This window comes from Streptomyces ficellus (assembly GCF_009739905.1).
Classification (GTDB): domain Bacteria; phylum Actinomycetota; class Actinomycetes; order Streptomycetales; family Streptomycetaceae; genus Streptomyces; species Streptomyces ficellus_A.
Window position 1 is genome coordinate 2,829,544 of record NZ_CP034279.1, and the last position, 24,679, is coordinate 2,854,222.

Annotated in this window: 21 protein-coding genes and 1 riboswitch; of the genes, 6 read left to right on the top strand and 15 right to left on the bottom strand. The window is 74.0% G+C overall.

Going from position 1 to position 24,679, the window contains the following annotated elements; translation table 11 throughout:
- Positions 1-80: 80 nt before the first annotated feature.
- Both trpS and EIZ62_RS12225 read right to left on the bottom strand, forming a co-directional pair.
- Positions 81-1,094, bottom strand: a complete 1,014-nt coding sequence (gene trpS, locus EIZ62_RS12220; RefSeq protein ID WP_156692737.1) for a tryptophan--tRNA ligase — start codon at positions 1,092-1,094, stop codon at positions 81-83.
- 140 nt (positions 1,095-1,234) lie between these two features.
- A complete protein-coding gene (locus EIZ62_RS12225; RefSeq protein WP_156692738.1) occupies positions 1,235-2,527 on the bottom strand; it encodes a serine hydroxymethyltransferase in 1,293 nt (430 codons plus the stop codon).
- Between the two features lie 36 nt (positions 2,528-2,563).
- A riboswitch (ZMP/ZTP riboswitch) is annotated at positions 2,564-2,655 on the bottom strand.
- A gap of 107 nt (positions 2,656-2,762) precedes the next feature.
- On the opposite strand from EIZ62_RS12225, the gene rocD reads away from it, so the two are divergent.
- Entirely contained in the window at positions 2,763-3,965 is a 1,203-nt protein-coding gene (gene rocD / locus EIZ62_RS12230; RefSeq protein ID WP_156692739.1) for an ornithine--oxo-acid transaminase, read from the top strand.
- A 46-nt stretch (positions 3,966-4,011) separates the two neighbouring features.
- Here the strand turns inward: rocD and pdxR are convergent, their stop codons facing one another.
- Positions 4,012-5,448, bottom strand: coding sequence for a MocR-like pyridoxine biosynthesis transcription factor PdxR (gene pdxR / locus EIZ62_RS12235; RefSeq protein WP_156692740.1), 1,437 nt, complete (start codon positions 5,446-5,448; stop codon positions 4,012-4,014).
- A 47-nt stretch (positions 5,449-5,495) separates the two neighbouring features.
- On the opposite strand from pdxR, the gene EIZ62_RS12240 reads away from it, so the two are divergent.
- Positions 5,496-6,050 (top strand): carboxymuconolactone decarboxylase family protein, encoded by a 555-nt coding sequence (locus EIZ62_RS12240; RefSeq protein WP_156692741.1) that lies wholly within the window; start codon positions 5,496-5,498, stop codon positions 6,048-6,050.
- Positions 6,047-6,772, top strand: coding sequence for an isocitrate lyase/PEP mutase family protein (locus EIZ62_RS12245; RefSeq protein WP_156692742.1), 726 nt, complete (start codon positions 6,047-6,049; stop codon positions 6,770-6,772). Before EIZ62_RS12240 ends, EIZ62_RS12245 begins: the two co-directional genes overlap by 4 nt.
- Here EIZ62_RS12245 and EIZ62_RS12250 read toward each other — a convergent pair.
- Positions 6,751-7,839 (bottom strand): GNAT family N-acetyltransferase, encoded by a 1,089-nt coding sequence (locus EIZ62_RS12250; protein WP_156692743.1) that lies wholly within the window; start codon positions 7,837-7,839, stop codon positions 6,751-6,753. The two genes, EIZ62_RS12245 and EIZ62_RS12250, sit on opposite strands and share 22 nt — an antisense overlap.
- Before the next feature lie 160 nt (positions 7,840-7,999).
- Here EIZ62_RS12250 and EIZ62_RS12255 point away from each other — a divergent pair, with 160 nt between their 5' ends.
- Positions 8,000-10,909, top strand: a complete 2,910-nt coding sequence (locus tag EIZ62_RS12255; RefSeq protein WP_156692744.1) for a SpoIIE family protein phosphatase — start codon at positions 8,000-8,002, stop codon at positions 10,907-10,909.
- Between the two features lie 6 nt (positions 10,910-10,915).
- Here EIZ62_RS12255 and EIZ62_RS12260 read toward each other — a convergent pair whose 3' ends face one another.
- Both EIZ62_RS12260 and EIZ62_RS12265 read right to left on the bottom strand, forming a co-directional pair.
- Entirely contained in the window at positions 10,916-11,395 is a 480-nt protein-coding gene (locus tag EIZ62_RS12260; protein WP_156692745.1) for an LIC_13387 family protein, read from the bottom strand.
- Positions 11,385-11,987 (bottom strand): DUF2867 domain-containing protein, encoded by a 603-nt coding sequence (locus EIZ62_RS12265; RefSeq protein ID WP_156692746.1) that lies wholly within the window; start codon positions 11,985-11,987, stop codon positions 11,385-11,387. The genes EIZ62_RS12260 and EIZ62_RS12265 overlap by 11 nt, the downstream gene beginning before the upstream one ends.
- Positions 11,988-12,096: 109 nt before the next feature.
- Between EIZ62_RS12265 and EIZ62_RS12270 the strand changes: the two genes are divergently transcribed.
- Positions 12,097-12,657, top strand: coding sequence for a TetR/AcrR family transcriptional regulator (locus tag EIZ62_RS12270; protein ID WP_156692747.1), 561 nt, complete (start codon positions 12,097-12,099; stop codon positions 12,655-12,657).
- 117 nt (positions 12,658-12,774) lie between these two features.
- Here EIZ62_RS12270 and EIZ62_RS12275 read toward each other — a convergent pair whose 3' ends face one another.
- The 7 genes from EIZ62_RS12275 to EIZ62_RS12305 all read right to left on the bottom strand — a co-directional run bounded on the left by EIZ62_RS12275 (position 12,775) and on the right by EIZ62_RS12305 (position 20,745).
- The gene (locus tag EIZ62_RS12275; protein WP_156692748.1) at positions 12,775-13,731 is read right to left on the bottom strand and encodes an ABC transporter substrate-binding protein; all 957 of its coding nucleotides are present in this window, start codon (positions 13,729-13,731) and stop codon (positions 12,775-12,777) included.
- A 1-nt stretch (position 13,732) separates the two neighbouring features.
- Positions 13,733-15,637 (bottom strand): ABC transporter permease subunit, encoded by a 1,905-nt coding sequence (locus EIZ62_RS12280; protein ID WP_156692749.1) that lies wholly within the window; start codon positions 15,635-15,637, stop codon positions 13,733-13,735.
- Positions 15,634-16,749: a quaternary amine ABC transporter ATP-binding protein gene (locus EIZ62_RS12285; protein WP_156692750.1), complete on the bottom strand. Its 1,116-nt coding sequence runs from the start codon at positions 16,747-16,749 to the stop codon at positions 15,634-15,636. Before EIZ62_RS12285 ends, EIZ62_RS12280 begins: the two co-directional genes overlap by 4 nt.
- Positions 16,749-18,287 carry a GMC family oxidoreductase gene (locus EIZ62_RS12290; protein ID WP_156692751.1) on the bottom strand — a complete coding sequence of 513 codons (1,539 nt, stop codon included), beginning with the start codon at positions 18,285-18,287 and terminating at the stop codon, positions 16,749-16,751. The genes EIZ62_RS12285 and EIZ62_RS12290 overlap by 1 nt, the downstream gene beginning before the upstream one ends.
- Positions 18,288-18,331: 44 nt before the next feature.
- On the bottom strand, positions 18,332-19,828 hold the full coding sequence (locus tag EIZ62_RS12295) for an aldehyde dehydrogenase family protein (RefSeq protein ID WP_244375642.1): 1,497 nt from the start codon (positions 19,826-19,828) through the stop codon (positions 18,332-18,334).
- 135 nt (positions 19,829-19,963) lie between these two features.
- A complete protein-coding gene (locus EIZ62_RS12300; RefSeq protein ID WP_244375644.1) occupies positions 19,964-20,494 on the bottom strand; it encodes a hypothetical protein in 531 nt (176 codons plus the stop codon).
- Complete coding sequence (locus EIZ62_RS12305) at positions 20,491-20,745, bottom strand: helix-turn-helix transcriptional regulator (RefSeq protein WP_156692753.1); 255 nt, start codon at positions 20,743-20,745, stop codon at positions 20,491-20,493. Before EIZ62_RS12305 ends, EIZ62_RS12300 begins: the two co-directional genes overlap by 4 nt.
- A 106-nt stretch (positions 20,746-20,851) precedes the next feature.
- On the opposite strand from EIZ62_RS12305, the gene EIZ62_RS12310 reads away from it, so the two are divergent.
- Positions 20,852-22,003: an acyltransferase family protein gene (locus EIZ62_RS12310; protein WP_156692754.1), complete on the top strand. Its 1,152-nt coding sequence runs from the start codon at positions 20,852-20,854 to the stop codon at positions 22,001-22,003.
- A gap of 56 nt (positions 22,004-22,059) precedes the next feature.
- Here EIZ62_RS12310 and EIZ62_RS12315 read toward each other — a convergent pair whose 3' ends face one another.
- Together EIZ62_RS12315 and EIZ62_RS12320 are read right to left on the bottom strand one after the other, a co-directional pair.
- Complete coding sequence (locus EIZ62_RS12315; protein WP_156692755.1) at positions 22,060-23,049, bottom strand: malate dehydrogenase; 990 nt, start codon at positions 23,047-23,049, stop codon at positions 22,060-22,062.
- A gap of 482 nt (positions 23,050-23,531) precedes the next feature.
- Positions 23,532-24,629: an XRE family transcriptional regulator gene (locus tag EIZ62_RS12320; RefSeq protein WP_156692756.1), complete on the bottom strand. Its 1,098-nt coding sequence runs from the start codon at positions 24,627-24,629 to the stop codon at positions 23,532-23,534.
- Between the last annotated feature and the right edge of the window lie 50 nt (positions 24,630-24,679).

Consider the following 24,679-nt stretch of genomic DNA (forward strand, 5'->3'; position numbering starts at 1 on the left):
GTGCTGCCGGCCGGCGGTCGTCTCCGCCGTCAGCCGCCAGTGTGGCGGGTGGACCCGCCGCGTGACCAGAGCTGCCCGCTTCAGTGCTTCGCGGGCAGGAAGCCCACCTTCTCGTACGCCTGCGCCAGCGTCTCCGCGGCGACCGAGCGGGCCTTCTCCGCGCCCTTGGCCAGGATCGAGTCCAGCGTCTCCGGGTCGTCCAGGTATTCCTGGGTACGGGTCTTGAACGGGGTCACGAAGTCGACCATGATCTCGGCGAGATCGGTCTTCAGCGCCCCGTACAGCTTGCCCTCGTAGCCGCGCTCCAGCTCGGGGACGGGGGTGCCGGTGAGGGTGGACATGATCGTCAGCAGGTTGCTGACGCCCGGCTTGTCCACCGGGTCGAAGCGGATCACGGTGTCGGTGTCGGTCACCGCGCTCTTCACCTTCTTCGCGGTCGCCTTCGGCTCGTCCAGGAGGTTGACCAAGCCCTTCGGGGTGGAGGCGGACTTGCTCATCTTGACCGACGGGTCCTGAAGGTCGTAGATCTTCGCCGTCTCCTTCAGGATGTACGGAGCCGGGACCCTGAACGTCTCACCGAAGCGGGCGTTGAACCGCTCGGCGAGGTCGCGCGTCAGCTCGATGTGCTGGCGCTGGTCCTCACCGACCGGGACCTCGTGGGCCTGGTACAGCAGGATGTCGGCGACCTGGAGGACCGGGTACGTGAACAGGCCGACCGAGGCGCGGTCGGCGCCCTGCTTGGCGGACTTGTCCTTGAACTGCGTCATGCGGGACGCCTCGCCGAAGCCGGTGAGGCAGTTCATGACCCAGGCGAGCTGGGCGTGCTCCGGGACGTGACTCTGGACGAAGAGCGTGCAGCGCTCGGGGTCGAGCCCTGCCGCGAGCAGCTGGGCGGCGGCGAGCCGGGTGTTGGCGCGCAGCTCCCCCGGCTCCTGCGGAATGGTGATCGCGTGCAGGTCGACGACCATGTAGAAGGCGTCGTGGCTCTCCTGGAGAGCGACCCACTGGCGGACCGCGCCGAGGTAGTTGCCGAGGTGGAAGGAGCCGGCGGTGGGCTGGATCCCGGAGAGCACGCGAGGACGATCAGAGGCCATGTCCCTCATTCTCTCAGTTGCCGCCGACAGGTCGGGAACTCAAGGGGCTGAGACGAGCGACACAGCCGTCCGGGCCCCCGGTTCCGGCCGTCCCGGGAGGGGGCGGCCGGTCCGGGGCCGGGCGGGGAGGCCGAGCGGGGTCAGACGGGGAGGCCGGGGGCCGGGTAGGCGGCCATGAGGTCGGCGACCTCGGCGCGGATCATGGCGAGGGCCGCCTCGTCACCGGTGCGGGCCGCCGTGACACCCCGGTCGATCCACTCGGCGACGGCCCCCATGTGCTCCGTACCGAGCCCCCGCGAGGTGAGGGAGGGCGTGCCGATGCGGATGCCGGAGGGGTCGAACGGCTTGCGCGGGTCGTAGGGGACGGTGTTGTAGTTGACCACGATCCCCGCCCGGTCCAGCGCCTTGGCCGCGATCTTGCCGGGGACGTCCCTGCGGGTGAGGTCCATGAGGATCAGGTGGTTGTCCGTACCGCCGGAGACCAGGTCGAAGCCCCGGGCCAGCAGCTCGTCGGCGAGCGCCTTCGCGTTGGCGACGACGCCGTGCGCGTAGTCGCGGAAGGAGGCGCCGGACGCCTCGTGCAGGGCGACGGCGATGGCGGCGGTGGTCTGGTTGTGCGGGCCGCCCTGGAGCCCCGGGAAGACCGCCTTGTCGATGGCCTTCGCGTGCTCCTCCCGGCACATGAGCATCGCGCCGCGCGGCCCGCGCAGGGTCTTGTGGGTGGTCGTGGAGACGACGTCGACGTGCGGCACCGGCGACGGGTGGGCGCCGCCCGCGATCAGGCCGGCGATGTGCGCCACGTCGGCGACCAGCACGGCGCCCGCCTCGCGGGCGATCTCCGCGAAGGCGGCGAAGTCGATGGTCCGGGGCAGGGCGGTGCCCCCGCAGAAGATGACCTTGGGACGCTCCTTGAGGGCGAGGTCGCGCACCTCGTCGAAGTCGATCAGCCCGGTGTCCTGGCGGACGCCGTACTGGACGCCCCGGAACCAGGAGCCCGTCGCGGAGACGCCCCAGCCGTGCGTGAGGTGACCGCCCATCGGGAGGGCCATGCCCATCACGGTGTCGCCGGGCTGCGCGAAGGCCAGGTAGACGGCGAGGTTCGCCGGGGAGCCGGAGTAGGGCTGGACGTTGGCGTGGTCCACGCCGAAGAGGGCCTTCGCCCGGGCGACGGCGAGCCGCTCGACCTGGTCGACGTTCTGCTGGCCCTCGTAGTAGCGCCGGCCCGCGTAGCCCTCGCTGTACTTGTTCTGCAGGACGGTCCCGGAGGCCTCCAGGACCGCCTGCGAGACGTAGTTCTCGCTGGGGATCAGGCGCAGGGTGTCCGCCTGGAGCCGCTCCTCCGCGCCGACGAGCGCGGCGAGTTCCGGATCGGCGGCGGCGAGCGCCGGGTGGCGGGCGGGGGCGTGGTGGGCGGAGACGGCGAGGCTGGTCATGGCGTCCTCCAGGGGGCCGGCAGCACGGACGAGGTCCTCGGATGCCCAGGCGGGCGGCACCCTCGTGTGGTCTGCCGCGCACGGCTCCCCCGGGGTCGCTTCCCCGTACGCCAGTCGCCGCGCGTACCGCCAGCCTAACCGCCACGCGCGACTCGATGTTTCCTCGTCCGTATGGCGAGCGACGATAGAAAGGGGCGCCACCACCGCCCCACGCCGCAGGACGAACGGAGAACCCGTGTCGAGAACACAAGAGGCGATCGCTTCCGCGGAGGCGCACAGCGCGCACAACTACCACCCGTTGCCCGTCGTCGTCTCGTCGGCGGAGGGTGCCTGGATGACCGATGTCGAGGGGCGCCGGTACCTCGACATGCTCGCCGGCTACTCGGCGCTCAACTTCGGCCACGGCAACCGGCGGCTGCTCGACGCCGCGAAGGCGCAGCTGGAGCGGGTGACGCTGACGTCGCGGGCGTTCCACCACGACCGGTTCGCCGACTTCTGCGAGCAACTGGCCGAGTTCTGCGGCATGGAGATGGTGCTGCCGATGAACACCGGGGCGGAGGCGGTGGAGACCGCCGTGAAGACCGCCCGCAAGTGGGGGTACCGCGTCAAGGGCGTGCCGGACGGCGCCGCGAGGATCATCGTGGCGTCGGACAACTTCCACGGCCGTACGACGACGATCGTCAGCTTCTCCACCGACCCCGAGGCGCGGGCGGACTACGGCCCGTACACGCCCGGGTTCGACATCGTGCCGTACGGCGACCTGGCGGCGATGGAGGCGGCCATGACGGAGGACACCGTCGCCGTGCTGCTGGAGCCGATCCAGGGCGAGGCGGGGGTGCTGGTGCCGCCCGCCGGGTACCTGCCGGCGGTGCGGGAGCTGACCCGGCGGCGGAACGTGCTGTTCGTCGCGGACGAGATCCAGTCGGGTCTGGGCCGCACGGGCCGGACGTTCGCGTGCGAACACGAGGACGTCGTCCCGGACATGTACGTGCTGGGCAAGGCGCTGGGCGGCGGTGTCGTACCGGTGTCGGCGGTCGTGTCGAGCGCGGAGGTGCTCGGCGTCCACCGGCCGGGCGAGCACGGCTCGACGTTCGGCGGCAACCCGCTGGCGTGCGCGGTGGCGCTGGAGGTGCTGGCGATGCTGCGCACCGGCGAGTACCAGCAGCGCGCCGCCGAGCTGGGCGACCACCTCCACCAGGAGCTGGGCCTGATGGTCGGCGGCGGCGCCGTGGAGGCGGTGCGGGGCCGCGGCCTGTGGGCGGGCGTGGACATCGTGCCGGGCCTCGGCACGGGCCGGGAGATCTCGGAACGGCTGATGGACCGCCGGGTCCTGGTCAAGGACACCCACGGCTCCACGATCCGGATCGCCCCGCCGCTGACCATCAGCAAGGAGGACCTCGACTGGGGCCTGGAGCAGCTGCGGCAGGTGCTGCGCTGACCCGGCGCCGGCGTACCGGGACGCGGGGGCGCCGGGACTCCCGCGGTCACGGCAGGGCCCGGCAGAGGGCCTCCAGGGCGCCGGACCAGGCGCTGTCCGTCGGGGTGGCGTAGCCGACCACGAGGGCGTCGCGGCCGGGCGGGACGTCCGGGTGGCGGAAGCGGTCCAGGCCGTTGACGGCCAGGCCGTGCCAGGCGGCGGCCTGGACGACGGTCCGCTCGGTGCCGGGCGGGAGTTCCAGCACCGCGTGGAGCCCTGCCGCGATGCCCGAGACGCGGATGCCGGGCGCCCGTTCGGCGAGCGCGGCCACCAGCTGGTCGCGCCGCCGGCGGTACCGCAGCCGCATGCCCCGCACGTGCCGGTCGTACGCGCCGGAGCGGATGAACTCCGCCAGCGTCAGCTGGTCCAGCGCGCTGGACGTCCAGTCGCTGCCGCCCTTGGCCGCCAGCACGTCGTCGACCAGGCCCTCGGGGAGCACCATCCACCCGAGCCGCAGCCCCGGCGTCAGGGACTTGCTCGCCGTACCGAGGTAGACGACGCGCTCGGGGTCCAGGCCCTGGAGGGCGCCGACGGGCTGGCGGTCGTAGCGGAACTCGCCGTCGTAGTCGTCCTCCAGGATCAGCGCGCCCGTGCCGCGCGCCCAGTCGACGGCGGCGGCCCGCCGGTCGGGCGGCAGCGCGCCGCCGAGCGGGAACTGGTGCGCGGGGGTGATCAGCACCGCGCCCTGGCGGCGCAGCTCACCGGTGCGGGTGCCGTGTTCGTCGTACGGCAGGGCGGGCGTGGCGAGTCCGGCCTCGGCGAGCAGGTTCCAGTGGATGTCGAGCCCGTACGACTCGACGGCGACCTCCCGCACCCGGCGCCGGTGCAGCACCCGGGCCATCAGCCGCAGCCCGTGGACGAAGCCGGAGCAGACGACGATGCGGTCGGGGTCGGCGTGCACGCCCCGCGCGCGGGCCAGGTAGTCGGCGAGGGCGGTGCGCAGCTCGACGCGGCCGTGCGGTCCGCCGTAGCCGAGCGCCTCGTGCGGGGCGGACGTCAGCGCGCGGCGGGCCGCCTTCAGCCACTCGCCGCGCGGGAAGGACGCCAGGTCCGGCGCGCCCGGGTACAGGGTGTGCGGGGCGGGGCGGCGCACGGGCGGCCGGCGGGCCGGGGCCGGGGCGGCCGGGGCTCCCCGGTGCCCCGTACCGCGCTGCCCGGCCGCCGGGCCGGGGCGGAGGGCCGCACGCCGGGCCACGCGGGTGCCCGAGCCCTGCCGCGCGGTGAGCCAGCCCTCGGCGACCAGCTCCGCGTACGCGTCGGCGACCGTGTTGCGGGCGACGCCCAGGTCGGCGGCGAGCGACCGGGAGGACGGCAACCGCGTCCCCGGGGCCAGCCGCCCGCTCCTGACGGCCTCCCGCAGCGCCTCCATCAGGCCGGAGCGCAGTCCGGTGCCCCGTAGCTCCAGGTGCAGGTCGGCGCCGAAAGTGGCCCAGGAATCCGTCATGGAAATGGACCATACCCGTGTGCCACACCCCTCGTAGGGTCGTAGCCATGACGACAGAGACGCAGACGAAGCCGCAGACCCACACCCACACCCACACCGGAACGGCCACGGACGGGTACGCGCCCGAGCACACCCCCCGCCTCTCCTGGGCCGAGCAGGCGCCCGAGGTCTACAAGGCGATGGTCCGGCTGGACGCCGCCGCCCGCCAGGGCGTCGACCCGGTCCTGCTGGAGCTGGTCAAGATCCGCGCCTCGCAGCTCAACCACTGCGCCTACTGCCTGGACATGCACACCAAGGACGCGCTGGCGGCGGGCGAGTCGGTCGAGCGCATCATCCAGCTCAGCGCCTGGGAGGAGTCGCGGCACTTCTACACCGAGAAGGAGCTGGCCGCGATCGAACTGACCGAGGCGGTCACGGTCCTGACGGACGGTTTCGTCGAGGACGAGGTGTTCGAGCGGGCCGCGAAGCAGTTCGACGAGAAGGAACTGGCCCAGCTCATCGCGGCGATCAACGTCATCAACGCCTGGAACCGCTTCGCGGTGACCACCCGCATGGTCCCCGGCCACTACACGCCCGGCCAGTACCACGGCACGGCCAAGTGACGGGCGCCGCGGGCGTCTTCCGTGCCCTGCATCACGGCCGGGCCCCGGAGGACCCCTTGGTCCTGCCCGGCCCGTGGGACGCGGCCAGCGCCCGCGCCTTCGAGGAGGCCGGGTTCCCCGCTCTGGCCACGCCGTCCGCGGGGGTGGCGGCGTCGCTCGGGTACGAGGACGGGGCGACGCCCGCCGACGAGATGCTCGCGGCCGTCGCCCGGATCGCCCGGGCGGTGTCCGTCCCGGTGTCGGCGGACGTGGAGGGCGGTTACGGGCTCGCGCCCAAGGAGCTCGTCGCCCGCGTTCTGGACGCCGGCGCGGTCGGGGTGAACCTGGAGGACTCCCGGGCGGGAACGCTCCTGGACCCGCGGGCGCACGCCGACCGGCTGGCGGAGGTACGGGCGGAGGCGGGCGGCGAGCTGTTCGTCAACGCCCGCGTGGACACCTTCCTGCGCGGCGGCACCGACCCGGAGGACGCGGTCACCCGGGCGAGGCTGTACGTCGCGGCGGGTGCCGACTGCGTCTACCCGATCCGCGTGCCGCCCGAGCACCTTCCGCTGCTCCGCGCGCGGATCGACGGGCCCATCAACGTGGCCCCCCTCCCGGGCGGTCCGCCGGTCGGGGAACTGGGCCGCCTGGGCGCCACCCGCGTCACGTTCGGGCCCGGGCTGCTGCACCGCGCGATGGTGGCGGTGCGGGAGATCGCCGATCAGGTGCGGCGCAGCTCGTAGACCACCCGGCCCTCGGCCTCGGCGGCCCTGGTGAACCCGGCGCGGGACACGACCCCGTGCGAGGGCGTGTTGCTGCTGTCGACGACGGCGCGCAGCACGGCCGCCTCCGGCCGGGCGAACGCCCAGCCGGTGAGGGCGCGCAGGGCCTCGGTCATGTAGCCGTGGCCGCGGGCGCCCTCCACCAGGTCGTAACCGACCTCGGCCCGGCCGTCGGCGTCCGGGGCGGCGTGGAAGCCGATGGCGCCCACCGCGCGGCGGTCGGCGGCGCGGACGACGACGTACGTGCCCCAGCCGGGCCGGTACGTCCCCGCCTCGCGGGCGTCGGCCACCAGCCCGCCGGCGATGCGGGTGCCCTCCGGCGGGCCGCCGGCCGCCCAGGCGAAGCCGCCGGAGCCGCCGTCGCGCAGGTCGGCCCCGACGAGCGGGGACACCTCGCACAGCAGGAGGCGCTCGCTGCGGACCGGTGCGGCGTACCAGCGCCAGACGGCCGGTCGCGGCAGGTCGCCCAGGCCGGCGCGGCCGGTGGCCCACAGCAGGGTCCGCCACGGGTCGGTGGCGGTGGCGGTTTCGGTGGCGTCGAGGTCGCGCGGGGCGTGCGGGAAGAGGCGGTCCAGGACGCGGGCGGCGAGGTGGCCGGGCGCCCGCCAGCCGGGTTCGCCGAGGGCGCCGAGGATGTCGTACGTGTGCAGCAGCGCCTCGACGACGCCCATCGCGGCGAAGCCGTCGGCCCCGGCCATTCCGTAGGGGTGCCAGGCGGTCACGTCCTGCGGCGTGGTGCGGACGGCGGCGGACAGCAGACCGCCGGTGGCCTCGATGACGCGGACCAGCCCGGCGGGCGGCGTCCCCGGGTCGGCGCCGATCTCGAACGGGACGTAGGAGTCGGTGGAGCGGCCGGTCAGCTGGGTGGCGTAGCCGGTGAAGTCCCCGGCGATGTGCACGGCCGTGTCGTAACAGCTCCAGTCCAGTCCGGCCGCCGGTCCGGACCAGTCCCGGTCCGCCACGCCCCGCAGGGCGGCGGCGGTGACCGCGACCGCCTCGTCGATGTCCTGTGCCCCCATGATCGTCATACCGGTGACCCTAGGGCCCGGCCGCCCGTGCGGGCGAGCGGTTTCCGGCCCGCCGTCCGTGCGCGGCGACCGGCCACGGGAGCACGCGCGCGAGGACACCCGGGAGCGACCCGAGAGAACCGGGGGCGAAATGCCCGATTAGCCCGATTATCCTGACGGTGTGGACGATCACGGTGAGCAGAGGCCGCCCGACGGCGGAGTACGCCCGGAGATCCTCGCCTCCTGGCGGCGCTCGGAGTCGCTCGGGATCGGCACCGAGGGCGCTGCCCTCCCGGTCGAGGACGACCTCGACCCCGACTCCAGGCTCGTCAGGGCCGCCGCACCGGTGCTGGACCGGCTGTGCGAACGGTTCGCGGGCCTGCCCGTCACCGTGGCCCTGGCCGACGCCCGGGCGAACCTCGTCGACCGGCGGGGCGACCCGGCCGGGCTGGAGCTCATGGACGCCGCCTCCCTGGTGCCGGGCGCCAACGTCGACGAGCGGTACATGGGCACCAGCAGCGTCAGCATGGTGCTGAGCACCAGGGCACCCTTCGTGGTCGTCGGCGAAGAGCACTTCCTGCACAACCTCAAGGAGCTGACCTGCATGGCCGCCCCGGTGCGCGACCCCGTGGGCGGGACCGTGCTGGGCGCGGTCAACCTCTCCGTACCCAAGGAGCTGGCCGAGCCGGGGATGGCGCTGGCCCTCCAGGACGCCACCGACCGCATCGCCGAGCGTCTGCTGGACCTGAGCGCGGCCAGGGAGCGCAACCTGATGAGCTCCTTCCTGCGGGCCAGGGAGCGCGGCGGGCACGCCCGGCTCCACCTCGGCTCGGGCGAGCTGGCCCCCCTCGGCGCGGCCCCGCCCCGGCTGGCCGGCGCGGAGCGCCTGGCGCTGCTGGAGAGCGCCATCGACCTGATCGCCGCACCGTCGGGGGACGACGGCGGCCGGGCGTTCGCGGAGGTACCGCTGGCGGGCGGGCGCGTGGCGACGCTGCGCCGCCGGGAGCTGCGCCACGGCGACGCGGAGGGCGCCGCCGTCGAGGTCAGCTTCGCCGACACCGGGACCACGGGCGGCGGTGACGGTGGCGGCGGCCGCACGGTGGGGGCGGCCGCCGCGACGGCTCCCGACGGCCGCGCCGTGCCGCTGCTGCACCGGGCGGCGGTCGGCGGACCGGCCGAGCCGGACACGCCCACCGGGGCCGGTGAGCCCGGTGAGGCTGCCGGGGCGGATGCGGCCAGTGGCACCGATGCGCCCGGTGACCCGACCGACGCGTGGCTGCTGCTGGTGGGCGAGCCGGGGGTCGGGCGCCTGGCGGCGGAGGCGCGCGGACGGCTGTCGCTGCTGAACGAGGCGGGCGTGCGCGTCGGCACCACCCTCGACATGCGGCGCACCGCCCAGGAGCTGGCCGAGATCGCCGTGCCGCGCTTCGCCGACCTGGTCGTGGTCGACCTGGTGGAGGGCGCCCTGGCGGGCGAGGAGCCCCCGGCCTCGCCGCTCGGGCCCGGTGCGGTGCTGCGCAGGGTGGCGGCCTGGCCGGACGAAGACGCGCGGGACGCGGGAGGCGCGAGGGGTGCGCGGGGCGCGGGAGCCGAGGGGGCCGCCTTCGTGGACGGGACGGTCACCCACCCGCCGGGCACACCCCAGGCCCGGTGCCTGGCCACCGGGCGGCCGGTCACCGACTCGGTGGTCACGGACGCCCTGACGGGGCCCGAGGCGGCCGCCGGTCACCCCGTGGACCTGCTCGGCGAGGGCGTGCACTCGTACCTGGGCGCCCCGCTGTGCTCCCGGGGCGCCGTGCTCGGCCTCGCCGGGTTCTACCGCCGGGGGCGGAACCGGCCGTACGAGCACGACGACCTGACCCTGGCGGGCGAGCTGGCCGCCCGTACCGCGATCAGCCTGGACAACGCGCGCCACTACAGCCGCGAGCACCAGGCCTCCCTCACCCTCCAGCGCAGTCTGCTGCCGCGCGACACGCCCCGGCTCACCGCCGCCGACCTCGCCTTCCGCTACCTCCCGGCGGACGCCACGGCGGGCGTGGGCGGGGACTGGTTCGACGCGATCCCGCTGTCCGGGATGCGGGTGGCCCTGGTGGTCGGCGACGTGGCCGGGCACGGGCTCCAGGCGGCGGCCACCATGGGCCGGCTGCGTACGGCGGTGCGGACCCTCGCCGCCATGGACCTGCCGCCGGAGGAGGTCCTGACCCACCTGGACGACCTCGTCAGCCGCACGTCCGACGACCCGGCCACCGGGGCGACCTGCCTGTACGCGGTGTACGACCCGGTGTCCTGCCGCTGCACGGCCGCCCGGGCCGGTCACCCGCCGCCCGCGCTGCTGACCCCGGGCGGCCGGGCGCGGCTGCTCGACCTGCCGGCCGGGCCACCGCTCGGCGTCGGCGACCTCGGGCCGTACGAGTCGGTCGGCGTGGACCTGCCGGAGGGCAGCCTGCTGGCCCTGTGGACGGACGGGCTGCTCAAGGAGATACGCGGCTACGGCGGCACCGACACCGAGGCCCGCACCGCGCTGTTCCTGGCCTCGCTCACCGGTCCGGAACCGTCGCTGGAGCGGATCTGCGACCGGGTCACCGGCGCCCTGCTGCCCGACGGCCCGCACGACGACGTGGCGCTCCTGCTGGCCCGGGTGCGGGCCCTGCCGGAGGACCGGGTGGCGTCCTGGGAGCTGCCCTCCGACCCGGCGGTGGTCGCCCGCGCCCGCGAGCTGACGCACCACCAGCTCGCCCGATGGGGGCTGGCGGAACTGGACTTCAGCACCGGGCTCGTGGTGAGCGAACTGGTCACCAACGCCGTCCGGTACGGCGGCCGGGGCCCCATCGGCCTCCGCCTGCTGCGGGACGGCTCGCTGTTCTGCGAGGTGTCCGACCGCAGCAACACCTCCCCGCGCATCCGCCGCGCGGCCACCACCGAGGAGGGCGGGCGCGGCCTGTTCCTGGTGGCCCGCTTCACCAGGAGCTGGGGCGCCCGCTTCACCCCCGGGGGCAAGGTCGTCTGGGCTGAACAGGTCCCGCACGGGGGCCCACCGGCCGCCGAACCGGACGAGCAGACGCTGCTGTCCATGTACGACGACCTGGCGTGAGCCCGACTACGCCGGATCCCGCCGGGCTCCGGCGAGCGCGAGGCCGAACGCGGCGCAGGCGACGGTGAACAGGACGGCGGGCGGGGCCGGCAGCAGGGTCAGCGACACGCCCAGCACCACCAGGGAGGCGGCCAGCGCCAGACCGCTCAGCGCCCGGGACCGCGTGACCAGGCCGGGCGCGGAGCGCGCCACGAGCAGGCACACCACCCCGGCGAAGACCAGCGCGGTGGCCATCACGTAGGACATGCCCCGGTCGATGTCGTACAGGCTGCGCCGGACGCCGCCGAACGCGATGCCGTACGCCCGCATGGCCCCGGTGGCGCGGGCCGCCGCCGGGTCCTCGGGGCGCAGCGCCAGGAGGCCCTCCAGCGCGAGGTGTCCGGCACCGGTGACGACCCACGCCCAGGCCCCGGCACGGAAGGCGGCGGGGGCGCGGCGGGCGAGGGCGCGGCGGGCCGGGGCGCCGCCGCCCGGGTCAGCGCGCACCGGCGCCCGCCCGCCACTCGCGCCCGATCATCCGGAGCAGGGCCGGGTAGACGCCCAGGTACCGGAAGGGCTTGATGGCCGCCATGTAGGCGGCGCCGAGCAGCCCGTTGGGCTTGACCAGGACGGCCATGCGGCCGTGGTGGCCGCCGCCGCCGGCGTCCGGCACCCAGCCGATGTGCATCACGGTGTGGACGGTGCGGTTGGCCATCTCGGCGGCCCACTCGTCGTGGGTCTGGTAGAGCGAGGTGAAGGGGGCCGCCCGCAGGTCGGGGCCGCGCGGGCCGTCGCGCAGGTCGGCCGGCAACCGGGCGCGCAGGCTGGGCACCCGGCCGCCGACACCGTCACCGGGCCGGTCCCAGCCGAGCAGGGCGCCCAGCTTCCAGCGGATCGCGAACAGGGCGCGCGGCACGGGGGCGGAGATGGGCGAGCGGCCGTCGCCGCCCTCGCCGTCGGCCATCTGGCGCACCAGGCGGGCGAGGTCGTCGGGGCCGCCGGGGGTGGGCAGCTCCCACACGTCCTCGACGTGGAAGCCGGTGGCGATCTCGTGGATCCTCCACGGGCGGGACGTGTGGGCGCTTCTGGGCAGCCTCATCTACGGACCCCTATCTATACGATGGCGTACAGATCAAGGCTAGACCCGTTCGTACGGCTCCGTATACGGCTCCGTATAGACAACGGGCCGACGTGAGGGGAGACACACCATGGCGCTGGCCCGGACGCCGCGCGGCACGTGGATCGAGGCAGGCCTGCGGGCGCTCGCGGCCGGCGGCCCGGACGCCGTGCGGATCGAGCCGCTGGCGCAGGCGCTCGGCGTCAGCAAGGGCGGTTTCTACGGGTACTTCGCCAACCGGGACGCGCTCCTCACCGAGATGCTGGACACCTGGGAGCGCGAGGTCACCGAGGCGGTGATCGAGCACGTCGACGGTGGTGGCGGCGACGGGCGGAGCAAGCTGGAGCGGCTGTTCACCCTCGTCGCCGCCTCCGACGAGGAGGCGGTCCGGGGCACCGCCGTCGACCTCGCGATCCGCGAGTGGGCGCGCCGCGACGCGGCGGTGGCGGAGCGGCTGCGCCGGGTGGACAACCGGCGGATGGACTACCTGCGGGCGCTGTTCGCGTCGTTCTGCCCGGACCCGGCCGACGTCGAGGTCCGCTGCATGCTCACCTTCTCGGTCCGGATCGGCGCCCATGTGGTCGCCGCCGACCACGGCGCCCACAGCCGCGCCGACGTCATGGCGCTCACCCGCCAATGGCTCCTGCGCTGACCCCCGGTACGCCGCCGCACCGCACGCCGCGCGCCCCCGGCGGCCGGAGGACCGGTCGCCGGGGGCGCGGGAGTTCACCGGGTCAGGGGGGTCACCCGGCACCCGGTCGGCCGGTGGTCAGGGCAGCCACTTCCGCCACGTCGGCTCGTTGGCCTCGACCCACTTCTCGGCCGCCGCCTCCGGCGACAGCTTCTCCTCGGCGATCATCAGCGCCACCTCGTTCTGCTCCTCCACCGTCCAGCGGAAGTTCTTCAGGAAGGCGGCGGCCTTCCCGCCCTTCTCGGCGAAGTCGGCGTTGAGGAACTTCTGGAGCGGGGTGTGCGGGTAGGCGCAGGCGACCTTCTCCGGGTCGGCGTCGCAGCCCTCCTTGTACGCGGGCAGCTTCACCTCCGTCATCGGCACCTTCTCGAACAGCCACTGCGGCTTGTACCAGTACGTCAGGAACGGCTTCTTCTCCTTGGCGAACTGCTTGATCTGGGTGATCTGGGCCGCCTCGGAGCCCGCGAAGACGACCTTGTAGTCCAGGTCGAGGTTCTTCACCAGCGCCTTGTCGTTCGTCACGTACGACGGGGAGCCGTCCAGCAGCTGCCCCTTGCCGCCGCTCTCCGCGGTGCGGAGCTGGTCGGCGTACTTGTTCAGGTTCTTCCAGTCGGTGACGTCCGGGTGCGCGTCGGCGAAGTACTTCGGTACGAACCAGCCGATGTGGCCGGTCACGCCCAGGTCGCCGCCGCGCGCGATGGTCTTCTTGTCCTCGACGTACCGCTGTTCCTGCTCCGGGTGGCCCCAGTCCTCCAGGAGGGCGTCCACCCGGCCCTGGCTGAGGGCGTCCCACGCGGGGACCTCGTCGACCTGGACGGTGTCGACCCGGTAGCCCAGCTCGTGTTCGAGCAGGTACTTCGCCACGGCGACGTTCGCCTGCGCGCCCACCCACGACTGGACGGACAGGGTGACCGTCTTCGCGCCCTCGGCGGCGGCGTACGGGGAGGCCTGCTGGGTCATGTCGGCCGCGCCGCACGCGGAGAGGGACAGCAGGGTCGAAGCGGCGATCAGCGGAGCCATGATGCGCCTGCGCATGTCACGCCTCCTTTCCGGTCGGCTGGGTGACCCGGTCGAGCATCAGGCCCAGGCAGACGATCGCGGCGCCCGCGACCAGGCCGGTCGCCAGGTCGCCCTGGGCGAGGCCGAAGACCACGTCGTAACCGAGCGCGCCACCGCCGACCAGGCCGCCGATGATGACGACGGCGAGGACGAGGACGACCGCCTGGTTGACGGCGAGGAGCAGCGCGGGCCGGGCGAGCGGGAGCTGCACCTGGCGCAGCTGCTGCCAGCCGGTGGCGCCCAGCGAGCGGGCGGACTCCAGCGCCACGGGGTCGACGCCCCGCAGGCCCTGGGTGGTGATGCGGACGACGGCGGGCAGGGCGTACACCACGGCGGCGGCGACCGCCGGGGCGCGGCCCACGCCGAACAGGGCGACCACCGGGATCAGGTACACGAACTGCGGCATGGTCTGGAAGACGTCCAGGACCGGGCGCAGCGCACGCTCCAGCCGGGCGCTGCGCGCGGCGGCGACCGCGACGCCGAAGCCGAGGACCAGCGTGACGGCGACGGCGGCGAGCACCTGCGACAGGGTGTCGAGCGAGGCGTCCCACACGCCGAGGACGCCGATGGCGGCCATGGCGGCGACGGCCGTCAGCGCGGTGCGCCAGGTGCCGACGAGCAGCGCGAGGGCGCCGACGAGCAGCAGCAGCGCCCACCACGGCAGGGCCTGGAGCCCGTCGCGTACGGGGTCGAGGACCCAGCCGGTGAAGTGCGCCGCCCAGTCGGCGGTGCCGCCGACGACGGGGACGCCCGAGTAGAGGTGGGCGGTCATCCAGTCGACGGCGCGGTTGACGGGCTCGGCGATGTCGACGTGCCACGCCTCGGGCCAGGTGAGCGCGCCCGCCAGGCGGCCGGCGACGGCGGCGGCGATCACGGCGGCGCCGGCGGCGAGCCAGGCGCGGGCCGCCGGACCGGAGTCCGGGCTGTTGCCGGTGGCGGTGCGGTCCAGGACGACCGCCAGGAGCACGATCGGGATGCCGGCGGCGAGCGCGGCGCCGACGTCGACGGAGGCGAGCGCCTGGTAGACGCGGTCGCCGAGGCCGCCCGCGCCGATGACGGACGCGATGACGGCCATGGACAGGGCCATCATGATCGACTGGTTGACGCCGAGGAGCAGTTCCTTGCGGGCGAGCGGCAGCCGGGCGGTGAGCAGCCGCTGCCTGCCGGTGGCGCCGAGCGAGGCCGAGGCCTCCAGGACGCCGGGGTCGGCGGCGCGCAGGCCGAGCGCGGTGAGGCGGGCCATGGGCGGGGCGGCGTAGACGACCGTCGCGAGGACGGCGGCCGGGACGCCGATGCCGAAGACCAGCACCACGGGCAGCAGGTACGCGAAGGCGGGCAGCACCTGCATGGTGTCCAGCACGGGCCGCAGCGCCCGGTACGTACGGTCCGAGAGCCCCGCGGCGAGGCCGAGGACCGCGCCGAGGGCGACGGACGCGGCGACCGCGACGACCATGAGCGCCAGGGTCTGCATGGTGGGCACCCACATGCCGAGCAGCCCGCACACGGCGAACGCGGCGACGGCGGTGACCCCGAGGCGCGGGCCGGCCACGCGCCAGGCGACGAGTCCGGCGGCGGCGGTGACGCCCGCCCAGCCGGCGGCGAGGAGCACCAGGTAGACGCCGCGCACGGACAGCACGACGGCGTTGCTGACGTGCCCGAAGAAGTAGAGGAACAGCGGGTGGCTGTCGCGGTTGTCGACGATCCAGTCGCTGGCGGAGCCGAGCGGTCCGGACAGGTCGACGGAGAGGGAGGCGGGCCAGGTGCCGCGCCCGGCGAGGAGGAGGCCGAGCGGGACGAGCACGAGGACCGCGGCCAGCGGCCAGTAGCGGCGCGCGGCGGCCGGCAGGCGGGGGTTCGCGGGGGCGGTCACGGCCGCGGTCATGCCGCCGCCTTCCCCGCGGGGACACCGGCGACGACCGAGAGCAGGCCCTCGTGGTCCACCATCCCCACGCACCGGCCGGCGTCGACGACCCGGACGGGGCCGCCGCTGCGGGCGACCGCCTCGATGGCCTCGGACACGGTGGCGCCGGGGGCGACGGCCGGGCCGGACTCGGCGTCACTCTCGCGCGGTGGGCGCATGGCGGACCGCACGGTGATGACCTGCTCGCGCGGCACGTCCCGGACGAAGTCGCGCACGTAGTCGTCGGCGGGCGAGCCGACGATCTCCTCGGGCGTGCCGAGCTGCACGATCCGCCCGTCGCGCATCAGCGCGATGCGGTCGCCGAGGCGCAGGGCCTCGTTGAGGTCGTGGGTGATGAAGACCATCGTGCGGCCCTCCTCGCGGTGGAGCCGGATGACCTCCTCCTGCATGTCGCGCCGGATCAGCGGGTCGAGGGCGCTGAACGGCTCGTCGAACAGGAGCACTTCGGGGTCGACGGCGAGGGCGCGGGCGAGCCCGACGCGCTGCTGCTGGCCACCGGAGAGCTGGCCGGGCCTGCGGTCCTCCAGGCCGGCCAGGCCGACCTTGGTGACGACCTCGGCGGCCTTGGCGCGGCGTTCGGCGCGGCCCATGCCCTGGATCTCCAGGCCGTACGCGACGTTGTCGAGGACCGTGCGGTGCGGCAGCAGGCCGAAGTGCTGGAAGACCATGGCGGCGCGGTGGCGGCGCAGTTCGCGCAGCCGGGCCTTGTCCATGGACAGGATGTCCTCGCCGTCGATGGCGACGCTGCCGGAGGTCGGCTCGATGAGCCGGGTCAGGCAGCGGACGAGGGTGGACTTGCCGGAGCCGGACAGGCCCATGACGACGAACACCTCGCCCTTGCGGACGTCGAAGGAGACGTCGCGGACGGCGGCGGTGCAGCCGGTGCGCTCGCGCAGTTCGGCGGCGGGCAGCCCGGCGAGTTCGGGCGAGCCGGGGACGCGGTCGGCCTTGGGGCCGAACACCTTCCACAGGCCCTCGACCGAGAAGACCGGGGCCGCGTCGGGGGCCGGGGTCGCGTCAGAGGTCGGGGTCGGGGTCGGGGTCGGGTCGTCGCTCACGTGGTCCGTACTCATCAGGCACCGCCTCCCAGCAGTTCCGCGGCTTTCTCGCCGACCATCAGCACCCCGATCATCGGGTTGACGGCGGGCATGGTCGGGAAGACGGACGCGTCGGCGATCCGGATGCCGTCGAGTCCGCGGATCCTCAGGTCGGGCCCGACGACGGCCTGTTCGTCGTCCACCGCGCCCATCCGGCAGGTGCCGGCGGGGTGGTAGACGGTGTGGGCGACCTTGCGGGCGTACTCGCTGAGCTCCTCGTCACCGGTGACGGCGGGCCCGGGGCACACCTCGCGGGTGAGCCAGCCGGCGAGCGGCTCCGTCTTCGCGATCTCGCGGGCGATGCGGATGCCGTCGACGAGGGTGCGGCCGTCGTAGTCGTCCTCGTCGGTGAAGTACCGGAAGTCGAGGGCCGGCTTGACCTCGGGGTCGGCGCTGGTGAGGTAGAGGCGGCCGCGGCTGCGCGGCTTGGGGATGTTCGGGGTCATCGACACGCCGTGCGCGGGGCGCTCGTAGCCGAGCCGCTCGGGGTTGTCGGTGAAGGGGATCTGGTAGAAGTGGAACATCAGGTCCGGGCCCCGGGACTCGGGGTCGCGCCGGACGAACAGACCGGCGTCGCTGTCCATGGCGGAGTTCTCGGGGATGGGCCCGTCGGTCTCCCAGACGATGACCGACTCGGGGTGGTCGAGCAGGTTCTCGCCGACGCCCGGCAGGTCGTGGACGACGGGGATGCCCAGTGCCTCGAGGTCCTCGCGGGGCCCGATGCCCGAGTGCAGCAGCAGCCGGGGCGTGTCCACGGCGCCGGCGCAGACGAGGACTTCGCGGCGGGCGGTGACGAGCCGCTCGGTGCCGTCCTTGGCGCGGACGTGGACGCCGGTGGCGCGGGTGCCGTCCAGCTCCAGCCGGTACGCCCAGGTCTCCAGCATCAGGTGGAGGTTGGCGCGCTCGTCCATGACCGGGTGCAGGTAGGCGACCGACGCGGAGGAGCGCTTGTTGTCCTCCGGGTGGTACGCGAGGTCGAAGAACCCGACGCCCTCGTGGAACGGCTGCTTGTTGAAGCCCTCCACGCGCGGGACGCCGAGCGCGGCCTGGGCGGCGTCGACGAAGTCGCGGGCGATGGCGTTGCGGTCCTTCTCGTCGACGGAGACGACGTTGTTGAGCAGCTTGTCGAAGTACGGGTCCATCGCGGCGGCGTTCCAGCCGGCGGCCCCGGCCTCCTCCCACTCGTCCCAGTCGGACGGCAGCGGCTTGAAGGAGATGAGCGTGTTGTGCGACGAGCAGCCGCCGAGGACGCGGGCGCGGCTGTGCCGGATGTGGGAGTTGCCGCGGGGCTGCTCGGTGGTGGGGTAGTCGTAGTCGAGGTCGCCGCCGAGGAGGCCCATCCAGCGGCGCAGCGTGAGGACGTCGGGGCGGTCGACGTCGGAGGGTCCGCCCTCGATGACGGCGACGGTGACGCCGGGGTCGGCGCTGAGCCGGTGGGCGATGACGGACCCGGCGGTGCCGCCGCCGACGATGACGTAGTCGTACTCGGTGTTGTCGGTGTGCTCGGTGTTCATGTTGTGTGTTCCTTGTCGTCCCTGCTCGGCGCGCTCGGCGGCGCTCAGCCGGCGAACCAGCGCACGGGGCGCGGAGCCAGGTTCTGGTAGACGTGCTTGGTCTCGCGGTACTCGGCGAGGCCGGCGGGGCCCAGCTCGCGGCCGATACCGCTCTTGCCGAAGCCGCCCCACTCCGCCTGCGGCAGGTAGGGGTGGAAGTCGTTGATCCAGACGGTGCCGTGGCGCAGCCGGCCGGCGACGCGGCGGGCGCGGCCGGGTTCGGCGGACCAGACGCCGCCGGCCAGGCCGTACTCGGTGTCGTTGGCGAGGGCGACGGCCTCGTCCTCGGTGCGGAAGGTCTCCACGGTGAGCACCGGGCCGAAGACCTCTTCGCGCACGACGCGCATGCCTCGGTGGCAGCGGTCGAGGACGGTGGGGCGGTAGAAGTAGCCGTCCCCGTACGCCGGTCCGGTGGGGCGTTCGCCACCGGCGCGCAGGACGGCGCCCTCGGCGAGGGCGGAGGCGACGTACTCCTCGGTGCGGGCGAGCTGCTGCGCAGAGACGAGGGGGCCGCACTCGACGCCCTTGTCGGTGCCCCGGCCGATCCGGATCCTCTCGGCGCGGCGGGCCAGTTCGGCGACGAAGCGCTCGCGCAGCGACTCCTCGACGATGAGGCGGGAGCCGGCCGAGCAGACCTGGCCGCTGTGGATGAACGCGGCGTTGAGCGCCTGGTCGACGGCGGTGTCGAAGCCCTCGTCGGTGGCGCAGGCGTCGGCGAAGACGACGTTGGGGTTCTTGCCGCCCAGTTCGAGGGCGACCTTCTTGACGCTGTCGGCGGCGGCGCGCATCACCTTCGTACCGCTGACGAGTCCGCCGGTGAACGACACCAGGTCGACGTCGGGGTGTTCGGACATGCGAGCGCCGACGGGGTCGCCGGGGCCGGTGACCAGGTTGGCGACGCCGTCGGGCAGGCCCGCCTCGGCGAGGAGCCGGACGAGGGCGACCGTGGTGAGCGGGGTGATCTCGCTCGGCTTGACGACGAAGGTGTTGCCCGCGGCCAGCGCCGGGGCGATCTTCCAACTGGCCTGGAGCAGCGGGTAGTTCCAGGGCGTGATCAGGGCGCACACACCGACGGGCTCGTGGACGACGACGCTGTGGACGTCGGGGGTGCCGGCGTCGACGACCCGGCCGCCGCTCTCGTTCATCACGAGGTCGGCGAAGTAGCGGAACGCGTCGGTCACGCAGTCGACGTCGACGCGGCCCTCTTCCAGGGTCTTCCCGGCGTCGCGGCTCTCCAGCAGGCCCAGGGTCTCGCGGTCGCGCTGGAGCAGGTCGGCCACCCGGCGCAGCAGCGCGGCCCGTTCGGCGACGGGGGTGCGGGGCCAGGCGCCGTCGTCGAACGCCGTCCGGGCGGCGGCTATCGCGGCGTCGGTGTCCTCGGCGCCGCCCTCGGCGACGACCGCGAGGGTGGTGGCGTCGGCGGGGTCGAGGATCTCGCGCGTGGCGCCGGTGGCGGCTGCTCGCCACTCCCCGCCCACATGGATGGTCAGTTGGTCCGACACGTCGCGTTTGCCTTCCGTTCCCGATCGGTTCGTCACCGACGGTGGTCGGCGACCGGGGTCCCTGCCCCGAAGAACGGAAAGCATGCGCGAAAGTGGGTTTGCTCACTCCTAGGCTGGGTAGCCGCGCGGTCGCGTTCAGTTGCCGACGGGCTCGAAGTCCTCGTCGGGCAGGTCGTCCTGCACCCGCAGGCACGCCACCCAGGCGGGCAGCATCCAGTGCGTGACCAGCAGCGCGAACAGCGCCGGGAAGAGCAGGGAGCCGTCGAAGCGGACGTCTGCGAGCCACATCGCCAGGCCCGTCCCGGCGGCGGCGGCGAACAGCAGCCCCAGCGTGATCCGGTGGGCGACGGACCGGACCCGGTCCCGCTCGACGAGTTGACGCTCGTCCAGCATGTGGCCGCGCAGCTCGAGCAGTCCGCGCGTGGTCGCGTTGATGGCGCCCATGGCGACGCACCAGGGCAGGACCAGCGCCAGCAGGGCGACCGGCATCCACAGCGGGGCGAGGTGGACGCTGCCGAGCCACAGGGCGATCGACGCGGCCGTGAGCGCGGCGTGCACCGCGACCAGGGTGCGGCGGCGCCCGGCCGTGCGGCCCAGGGCCTGCATGTCCCGGCGGTTCATGATCGCGTACATCCGCCGGTCGTAACGCGTCGCGGTGGTGGTCACTGCTTCCTCCCGTTGTCCCCGTAGATCTCCGTGGTGAGCGGCTGGAACGGCTCCAGGGAGAACAGCGCCTCCACCGGCAGCCCGAAGTACTTGGCCGCTTTCAGGGCCAGGTCGAGGCTCGGGTTGTACTGCCCCCGCTCGATGTAGCCGATGGTCTGGTAGTGGACCCCGAGGGCGTCGGCCAGCGTCTGACGCGACACCTTGCGCTCCGCCCGCACCACGGCCAGCCTGTTGTGCACCTGCTCGCTCATGTATAAGAAGTACTACATCCCATAGCGTTTTTGCAATGATCCGAATGGATGACCGGTGTCGGCGTCGCTCCCGGGCAGCGCCCCCGGGGCGCCCTAGGGTGCGTCCATGCGCAGCAGCGACGACCGCGTCTACCTCGCCCCCGTCGACCACCTGCGGGCCGTCGCCGCCGTGCTCGTCGTCCTGTACCACGGGTGCCAGCTGCTCAGCGCGCGCATCGAGGGCCGCCGCTTCGTCCCCGCGACGGACTGGCTGTACTCGGCGAACCCGGCCGCCACCCTCGTCTTCGAGGGCCACACGGGCGTCGCGCTGTTCATGGTCCTGTCGGGCTTCATCTTCACCGTCGGCGCGTACGGCAGACCGGTCCGCTACGGCCGCTTCCTCACCAACCGGCTGCTGCGCATCTACCCGCTCTACCTGGTCGTCGCCCTGTTGGGCCTGGCCACCCAGGTCACCCTGCCCACGTTCCAGGACCTGCTGCGGATCCTGACGTTCGCCACCCCGGCCCAGCCGTACGGGGGCGTCTTCTGGACGCTGTGCGTGGAGATGCAGTTCTACCTGGTGTTCCCGCTGCTGTGCCGGCTCCTCGCCGAACGCGGCCCCGGCGCCCTCCTGCGGCTGCTGGCGGCGGTGTTCCTGCTGCGGGCACTGGTGTGGCTGAGCAGCCCGGCTCCCGAACCGCACACCGCGTCGCTCTACCTGGGCCTGGCGGGGCGGATCGACCAGTTCCTGCTCGGCATGCTGGCCGCCTGGGTGTACGTCCACCACCGGGACCGGCTGCGGGCCCGCTGGCTGCCGCCGGTGGCCCTGGCGCTCGCGCTCGGGCTGCTGTGGTCGTTCAACCAGGTGCACGGGTTCGTCTCCGACAGCCCGCTGAAGCTGGCCTGGAGCGGCGCGGAGGGCGCGGTGTGGGCGCTGGTGGTCGCGGCGTACGTGGCGGGCGCCCGGGAGAACGGCGGCGGCCGGCTCTCCCGCGGCGCGGCCCGGCTCGGGGAGATCAGCTTCTCGGTGTACCTGACGCACTTCATGGTGCTGACGGTGATCGGCGAGTGGGGGTGGTTCCCCGCCGCCCTGCCGCCGGTGTGGGCCGCCTTCGCCGTCACGCTGCTGGTGGCCCTGCCGTTGACCGTCGCGGTGTCGTTCCTGACGTACCACGCCATCGAACTGCCGTTCCTGCGCCTGCGCCGCCCCTACACCGGCGCCCCGCCCACCGCGGAACCACCGCGCCCCCGGCAGCGGGAGAGCTACCGGGGGCGGTGACGTGCGCGAGCGCTACGGCTCGGAGCGAGCGTTACGGCTCGGGTGAGGCGTACGGCTCAGATGAGGCCCAGGCCGCGGACGGCGTCGCGCTCCTCGGCGAGCTCCTGGACCGAGGCGTCGATCCGGGTGCGGGAGAACTCGTTGATGTCCAGGCCCTGGACGATCTCGTACTTACCGTCCTTGCAGGTGACCGGGAAGGAGGAGATGAGGCCCTCCGGGACGCCGTAGGAGCCGTCCGACGGGATGCCCATGGAGGTCCAGTCGCCCTCGGCGGTGCCGTTGACCCAGGTGTGGACGTGGTCGATCGCGGCGTTCGCGGCGGAGGCGGCCGAGGAGGCGCCACGGGCCTCGATGATCGCGGCGCCGCGCTTGGCGACGGTCGGGATGAAGGTGTCGGCGAGCCACGCCTGGTCGTTCACGACCTCGGCGGCGTTCTTGCCGGCGATCTCCGCGTGGAAGACGTCCGGGTACTGGGTGGCCGAGTGGTTGCCCCAGATCGTCAGGCGCTTGATGTCGGAGACGGCAGCACCGGTCTTCGCCGCCAGCTGCGAGATCGCGCGGTTGTGGTCCAGGCGGGTCATCGCGGTGAAGCGCTCCGCCGGTACGTCCGGGGCGGCGGCCTGAGCGATCAGCGCGTTGGTGTTGGCCGGGTTGCCCACGACGAGGACCTTGATGTCGTCCGCGGCGTTGTCGTTGATGGCCTTGCCCTGCGGCTTGAAGATGCCGCCATTGGCCTCCAGGAGGTCACCGCGCTCCATGCCCTTGGTCCGCGGGCGGGCGCCGACCAGGAGGGCGACGTTGGCGCCGTCGAAGGCGACGTTCGGGTCGTCCGTGATCTCGATGCCGCGCAGCAGCGGGAAGGCGCAGTCGTCGAGCTCCATGGCGGTGCCCTCGGCGGCCTTGAGGCCCTGCGGGATCTCCAGGAGGCGCAGCTTGACCGGCACGTCCGCGCCGAGCAGGTGGCCGGAGGCGATGCGGAAGAGCAGCGCGTAACCGATCTGGCCGGCCGCGCCGGTCACGGTGACATTCACGGGAGTGCGGGTCATGGCGATCTCCGTAAGACAGCTGGCGGTGGGGGTCCCTGCCCCTGGTGCTGGACATCCCTGCTGATCGATCGGTGTCTCGACGTGAAGAGATATCCAGCGGTCAGGCTATCCGACCCGGACCCCCCTCAACCCCCGCCCCCTTGTGTCCCGGCTCACGGCCGCCGTCCGGATGGCGAGCGGGGGCGGGGCGTGGGGTGGGATGTGGGTCCGGGTCACGGCGGTCGCCCGGGTGACGGGCGTGGGGTCCGGGTCGTGGGGCCGGTGCTTGGGGCGTGGGCCTGGAACACGGTCGGTCCGGCCCACGGCGGTCGCGAGCCACCGCGGTCGCCCGGGCCACGGGCGGTGGGCCTGAGCCGGGGCGGGTCCGGGTCACAGGCATGCGGGTCCCGGCGGGGTCCGGCTCACCGCGGGCCCGGGTGACGGCGGGCCCGGGTGACGGCGGGCCCGAGCCAGGTCGTCCGGGTGGCGGCGGCGCCGGGGGGTCACGGCGACTCCGTGCAGCCCTTCGTGCCGCTCGCCAGCGTGGCGCAGGCCTCCGGCTCGGCGCCGTCGGCCGCGGCGACCATGGGCGTGTAGGCGTCCTTGTCGATCTTCACCGCGCCGTTCTGCGTCTCGCCGCCCGCGCTGATGGTGACCTTGTCGCCCGCCACCGCCTGGCTGATACGGGCCCAGGCCGCTCCGCACGTCTTGCTGTAGCGGACCTCGACCTTGCTGGTGCCGACCGTCGCCGAGGACGTCGTGGTGGCGAACTCGCCGCCGCAGCCCATGGCCTCCGGGTCCTGGCCCGTGCAGTCGTCGCCGCTGCACTTCACCCCGGCGGGCAGCGCCTTCGAGGCACTGGTGCTGGGGGTGGCCGACGGCGACTGGGCGACGTTCTTTCCGGGGTCGTCGTCGCCTCCGAGGCCGCCCAGGAGGACGGCGGCGGCTATCACCAGCAGGACGCCGACCACAGCGGCGACGATCATGGCCACCTTGCGCCCACCACCCCGCGGCGCGGAGGACGCGGGCGCGGGCTTCGGGGCGGGCGCCGCCGGGGAAGCGGCCGGGCCACGGCGGGCGGGCCCGTTGGGGCCACCGTCGGGCGGTATCACGGAAGGACGCCCGGCCCGGCCGGTGCCCTGCTCGGCCGCACGTCCCGCGGCCGGTCCCGTACCGCGGCCCGCGGCCGGGTCGGCGGAGCCGGGCCCCGGCGCCGCCTTCACCCGGGACGAGCCGTCGGCGCCCGGGCCGGCCGTGCCGCCGAACTCACCCAGCGCGGCCCGGGCCTGCGAGATCCGTATGGCCTCCATCGTCATGTCGTGGCGCATCTCGGCGCGGCTCCAGGCGCGCTCCGCGAGCTCCCACATGGTCGTGAGGTGCATCGGGTTCGTCCCGGTCACCTCGGCGAGCGCGACGATCGCCCCCTTGGGCGCGAGAAGCCGCCCGTTCAGATAGCGCTCCCACGACGTCTTGCTGTAACCGGTGCGGTCCGAGACCGCGGCGACGCTCAGACCACTGCGGTCCACCAGCCGGCGCAGCTGACTCGCGAACTCCTTGACCTGCGGGTCGAGTTCTTCCGGTAGCGCCTTCCAACGAGGCATTGCTTCCCCCTTGTCCCCCCGTACGTGCCTGATGTGCTCCCCGCGCTGCG

Coding starts and splice junctions, on each gene's coding strand:
- trpS (WP_156692737.1), bottom strand. CDS start 1,094: ATGGCCTCTGATCGTCCTCGCGTGCTCTCCGGGATCCAGCCCACCGCC.
- EIZ62_RS12225 (WP_156692738.1), bottom strand. CDS start 2,527: ATGACCAGCCTCGCCGTCTCCGCCCACCACGCCCCCGCCCGCCACCCG.
- pdxR (WP_156692740.1), bottom strand. CDS start 5,448: ATGACGGATTCCTGGGCCACTTTCGGCGCCGACCTGCACCTGGAGCTA.
- EIZ62_RS12240 (WP_156692741.1), top strand. CDS start 5,496: ATGACGACAGAGACGCAGACGAAGCCGCAGACCCACACCCACACCCAC.
- EIZ62_RS12250 (WP_156692743.1), bottom strand. CDS start 7,839: ATGACGATCATGGGGGCACAGGACATCGACGAGGCGGTCGCGGTCACC.
- EIZ62_RS12265 (WP_156692746.1), bottom strand. CDS start 11,987: ATGAGGCTGCCCAGAAGCGCCCACACGTCCCGCCCGTGGAGGATCCAC.
- EIZ62_RS12270 (WP_156692747.1), top strand. CDS start 12,097: ATGGCGCTGGCCCGGACGCCGCGCGGCACGTGGATCGAGGCAGGCCTG.
- EIZ62_RS12275 (WP_156692748.1), bottom strand. CDS start 13,731: ATGCGCAGGCGCATCATGGCTCCGCTGATCGCCGCTTCGACCCTGCTG.
- EIZ62_RS12280 (WP_156692749.1), bottom strand. CDS start 15,637: ATGACCGCGGCCGTGACCGCCCCCGCGAACCCCCGCCTGCCGGCCGCC.
- EIZ62_RS12285 (WP_156692750.1), bottom strand. CDS start 16,749: ATGAGTACGGACCACGTGAGCGACGACCCGACCCCGACCCCGACCCCG.
- EIZ62_RS12290 (WP_156692751.1), bottom strand. CDS start 18,287: ATGAACACCGAGCACACCGACAACACCGAGTACGACTACGTCATCGTC.
- EIZ62_RS12305 (WP_156692753.1), bottom strand. CDS start 20,745: ATGAGCGAGCAGGTGCACAACAGGCTGGCCGTGGTGCGGGCGGAGCGC.
- EIZ62_RS12310 (WP_156692754.1), top strand. CDS start 20,852: ATGCGCAGCAGCGACGACCGCGTCTACCTCGCCCCCGTCGACCACCTG.
- EIZ62_RS12315 (WP_156692755.1), bottom strand. CDS start 23,049: ATGACCCGCACTCCCGTGAATGTCACCGTGACCGGCGCGGCCGGCCAG.
- EIZ62_RS12320 (WP_156692756.1), bottom strand. CDS start 24,629: ATGCCTCGTTGGAAGGCGCTACCGGAAGAACTCGACCCGCAGGTCAAG.